Consider the following 3,502-nt stretch of genomic DNA (forward strand, 5'->3'; position numbering starts at 1 on the left):
AATGAACATCTCCTCCGGAAAATGGGCGGCCATATCGTTCAGCGATGATGACGACGGACGGTATTCGGGCCGCAGCGACGTAAGCGCTCCGACGAGCATAAACATCATCATGCATCCAAGGATGATGAGCATAAACAGTTTTTTTAAGCTGGCTCCTGGAACGGCGATCACGACGTTGGGGGAGCGCCATCGTTTCATATTCCCACCCTTTCCCGGCTTGTCTCCTCACTTTAACGTATGGCCAAGCCGGGAAAGATAGAACCATTTTTTGTCTAGTGGGTGTAAGAGCCGACGTTGCCTTGGTCAACCTGCCGGTGCAGCGCCGCGTTCAAGCCGCCGGCCAGTAAGTTCGCCATATCGCCGATGAACGAATCGACCTCTTTTGGCGTCACCATTAAGTTATGACCGAGCGGGGCGAGCACTTCGTAAATCAGACGCCGCTTTTCTTCATCACCAAGCGTGCCGATCATGCCGAGAAACGTCGACCGTTCGGTTGGCGACGGCATATCTTGCTCCGTCAGCTTCTTTTTGCGCCCGAACGCCCAGCCGGCCGGAGCCAGCACGCTTGACGGCCGCTGGCTTTCGCGCATTTCGCGGCCGAAATGCTTTAAAATGAAATCGATCGTATCGCTTGTGATCGAAACGGCATCGACGACCGTCGGGACGCCGATCGAGATGACCGGGATGCCGAGCGTCTCGTAACTCAGTTCTTTCCGCTTATTGCCAACGCCCGAGCCGGGGTGGATGCCGGTGTCGGAAATTTGGATCGTCGCGTTGACCCGTTCGATTGAACGGGCGGCCAGCGCATCGATGACGATGACAAAATCCGGCTTCGTTTTCCGGACGACGCCATCAATAATATCGCTCGTCTCAATGCCGGTCGTTCCCATCACCCCTGGAGCGAGGGCGCTCACCGGGCGAAATCCTTCCTCAACACTTTCCGGCTGCAATTGAAACAGATGACGGGTGACAAGCACGTTTTCCACCGTCAGCGGCCCAAGCGCATCCGGCGTGACGTTTTGGTTGCCAAGCCCGACAATTAGGCAGCTCGCTTGCTCGGGAATGCGGAGCCGTTGTAAAAAGGCGCTCAGTTGTTCCGAAAAAATACGCTGCACTTTTTGCTGCAATTCCGTATTTTGTTCACGGATGCCTTGCGCCTCAATCGTCACATAATGGCCCGGCTTTTTGCCGATCGATGCCGCTCCTTGTTCTGTGACGTGTGCGTGCGACAGCTTGACGCCATCGATCTCTTGGTCGCGGATGATGACCCCCTCAATCGGGGAGGCGCCTTCCTTTTTTTGTTGCAAACGCTCCTCGACCGCAATTTCATGCGCCTCGATCGCCAAGTCGGTGCGCACCGAATACATGCGCAAATCGAGCGGCTGCTGTTTCATGTCGTTCCTCCTTGTGCCGTTTTCTTTTATTGTCGCCGCAATGAAACGCCGTCATTCATATTTCGTAAAGGATTTTTGCTTGAACACTCTTGCATAATCAAAACACGTTTGATAGAATAACACTTGTTCTTGTTCAGAGCAAAAATCGGAACGATAACGGAGGTGAACGGACGTGGCGAACATTAGATCGGCGATCAAACGCGCGAAAACGAGCGAAAAACGTCGGGCCCACAACGCCTCGATGAAATCGGCCATGCGCACGGCTATCAAAAAATTTGAAGCGCTCGTTGAATTGAAAGACGTGGAAAAAGCGAAAGAAGCGTTCATTGTCGCGTCGAAAAAATTAGACAAAGCCGCGAGCAAAGGCCTTATCCATAAAAATGCCGCCAGCCGGCAAAAATCGCGCTTAGCGAAAAAATTGAACAGCATTCAAGCTTCCTAATGAAAAACGACCTGGCGCCAGGTCGTTTTTTTGTCCCCTCTTTTTTCTTTGTGACGCCGCCATGCAGGCGAAGCAGACGGCAAAAAAGCCAACGGCGCATGCTTTTTATCGCTGGCTTTTCCGCCCCGGGCGAGCGCCCCAACGCATCAACAACAGCTCAACGGCCAACCGGCGGTCCATGGCTCCGCTTTTTACGTCATAATCAGCGGCGGCCAGCTCGGTGATCGCTTCCGTCAGCTCCGCATCGGAAAAGCGGGCGGCTTGGGCAAGGGCGAGCTTGACGCGGAACGGATGCACGTTGAGGGCCGAAGCAATTTGCGTCTGCCCATAACCTGTTTGGGCGAGCCATTTCACTTGCGCCAACAGGCGGAAATGGCTTGCAAGCAACGCCAAAATTTTGATCGGCTCCTCATTATGTTCAAGCAAATCGTAAAACGTCTGCAATGCTCCCGGGATATCGCGCCTCGCCACTTGTTCGACAAGCGCAAAGACGTTTTCTTCCGGCGTGCGAGCGACAAGCTGCTCGACGGCCGCCTCATCCACTACTCCGCCCGGTCCGGCAAACAAAGCGAGCTTGTCGATTTCGTTCGCCAGCGCGGACAACCGCGTTCCGGCCCGCTGCAAAAGCAGCTCAATGGCTTCCTCGGCCACCGATGCTCCTTGGCTTTCCAACCGGCGGCGCACCCAAGCGCGCAGCTCCGCTTCCTGAAGCGGGGCGGCGGCCACAACTTCGCACTGCTCCTTGGCGAGCTTGGTAATTCTTTTCCGCTCATCGAGCTTGTCATACGGCGCCAAAAAGACGACGATCGAGAACGGCGCCGGCGCCCTGAAATAGTTCTCCAGCTTAGCCAAATCGTGCTCGATCTCTTTGTCCTTTTCCGCCGTAAAAAAATATGGATTCTTCACCAAAATGACGCGCCGCTCGCCGAAAAACGGCACCGTCTCGGCCTCCTCAAGCGCCGCCTCGACCGGCGTTTCCTCGCAGTCGTACACAGCCAAGTTCCACTCGCGCTCCTCGGGGCCAAGCGCTGCGTTCACCAATCGCTCATACGTTTCCGTTAATAAAAACGGCTCATTGCCGTATAATAAATAAAGAAGAGAAAAACGCCGTTTTTCCATGTTTCCCCATACGCGTTCCAGCATGTTCCCGTCTCCATTCCCCAGCAAACGTCTCTGCTAGAAAAGATACACCGTTTTTCGTCATTTTACAAGGGAACCGGCTTCCGAAAAAACCGGTTCCCCTTTATATAAACGCCAGCCTATAAGTCCTAGGACCTTATTGGCCAGCGGGTTATTTTTATGTTTTCCCGGCTGTTTGAAAGTATTTGTGTCAACTGTTGTCAAGGAAGGAAAAGAAGCGAGCGGCGGTAGATTTTTCACACGTTTTCGTCTATACTAAAAATGATTGAACGAGGAGGGGGAAAACGATGAACGTATTTGAAAAAGAAGTGCAAAGCCAACGAAATGACGCCGTCGATTCCGCCGTCGGATTCATCGTGTCGTTCGGCTTTTTCGCTACCATGTTCATCATCGCAACGTTGATCGAATTTTTCGGTCGATAAGGGGCTGACCCAAAACGCGAATGCGTTTTGGGATCAGCCCCCACTTTTTTGCCTCAAATATAGAAGAATCGCCCTTTTTTCTGGTAGAATAGAGTCACCAAAAC

Annotated in this window: 4 protein-coding genes and 1 pseudogene; 2 read left to right on the forward strand and 3 right to left on the reverse strand. The window is 53.2% G+C overall.

What is annotated here, in order from left to right:
* Positions 1-198, reverse strand: a pseudogene (locus IKE44_RS11930) (stage II sporulation protein P); the annotation flags it as partial.
* A gap of 74 nt (positions 199-272) precedes the next feature.
* Positions 273-1,394 carry a GPR endopeptidase gene (gene gpr / locus IKE44_RS11935; RefSeq protein WP_287466019.1) on the reverse strand — a complete coding sequence of 374 codons (1,122 nt, stop codon included), beginning with the start codon at positions 1,392-1,394 and terminating at the stop codon, positions 273-275.
* 172 nt (positions 1,395-1,566) lie between these two features.
* Here gpr and rpsT point away from each other — a divergent pair, with 172 nt between their 5' ends.
* On the forward strand, positions 1,567-1,836 hold the full coding sequence (rpsT, locus tag IKE44_RS11940) for a 30S ribosomal protein S20 (RefSeq protein WP_033014711.1): 270 nt from the start codon (positions 1,567-1,569) through the stop codon (positions 1,834-1,836).
* A gap of 105 nt (positions 1,837-1,941) precedes the next feature.
* On the opposite strand, the gene holA is transcribed toward rpsT, so the two are convergent.
* Entirely contained in the window at positions 1,942-2,979 is a 1,038-nt protein-coding gene (holA, locus tag IKE44_RS11945) for a DNA polymerase III subunit delta (RefSeq protein ID WP_049626360.1), read from the reverse strand.
* A 284-nt stretch (positions 2,980-3,263) separates the two neighbouring features.
* Between holA and IKE44_RS11950 the strand changes: the two genes are divergently transcribed.
* Positions 3,264-3,398 (forward strand): YqzM family protein, encoded by a 135-nt coding sequence (locus IKE44_RS11950; RefSeq protein WP_011231993.1) that lies wholly within the window; start codon positions 3,264-3,266, stop codon positions 3,396-3,398.
* Positions 3,399-3,502 lie beyond the last annotated feature (104 nt).

This window comes from Geobacillus sp., assembly GCF_017515625.1.
Taxonomy (GTDB): domain Bacteria; phylum Bacillota; class Bacilli; order Bacillales; family Anoxybacillaceae; genus Geobacillus; species Geobacillus stearothermophilus.

Bases quoted from the DNA above. Each gene is read 5' to 3' on its own strand.
- gpr (WP_287466019.1), bottom strand. From the start codon at position 1,394: ATGAAACAGCAGCCGCTCGATTTGCGCATGTATTCGGTGCGCACCGAC.
- holA (WP_049626360.1), bottom strand. From the start codon at position 2,979: ATGCTGGAACGCGTATGGGGAAACATGGAAAAACGGCGTTTTTCTCTT.
- IKE44_RS11950 (WP_011231993.1), top strand. From the start codon at position 3,264: ATGAACGTATTTGAAAAAGAAGTGCAAAGCCAACGAAATGACGCCGTC.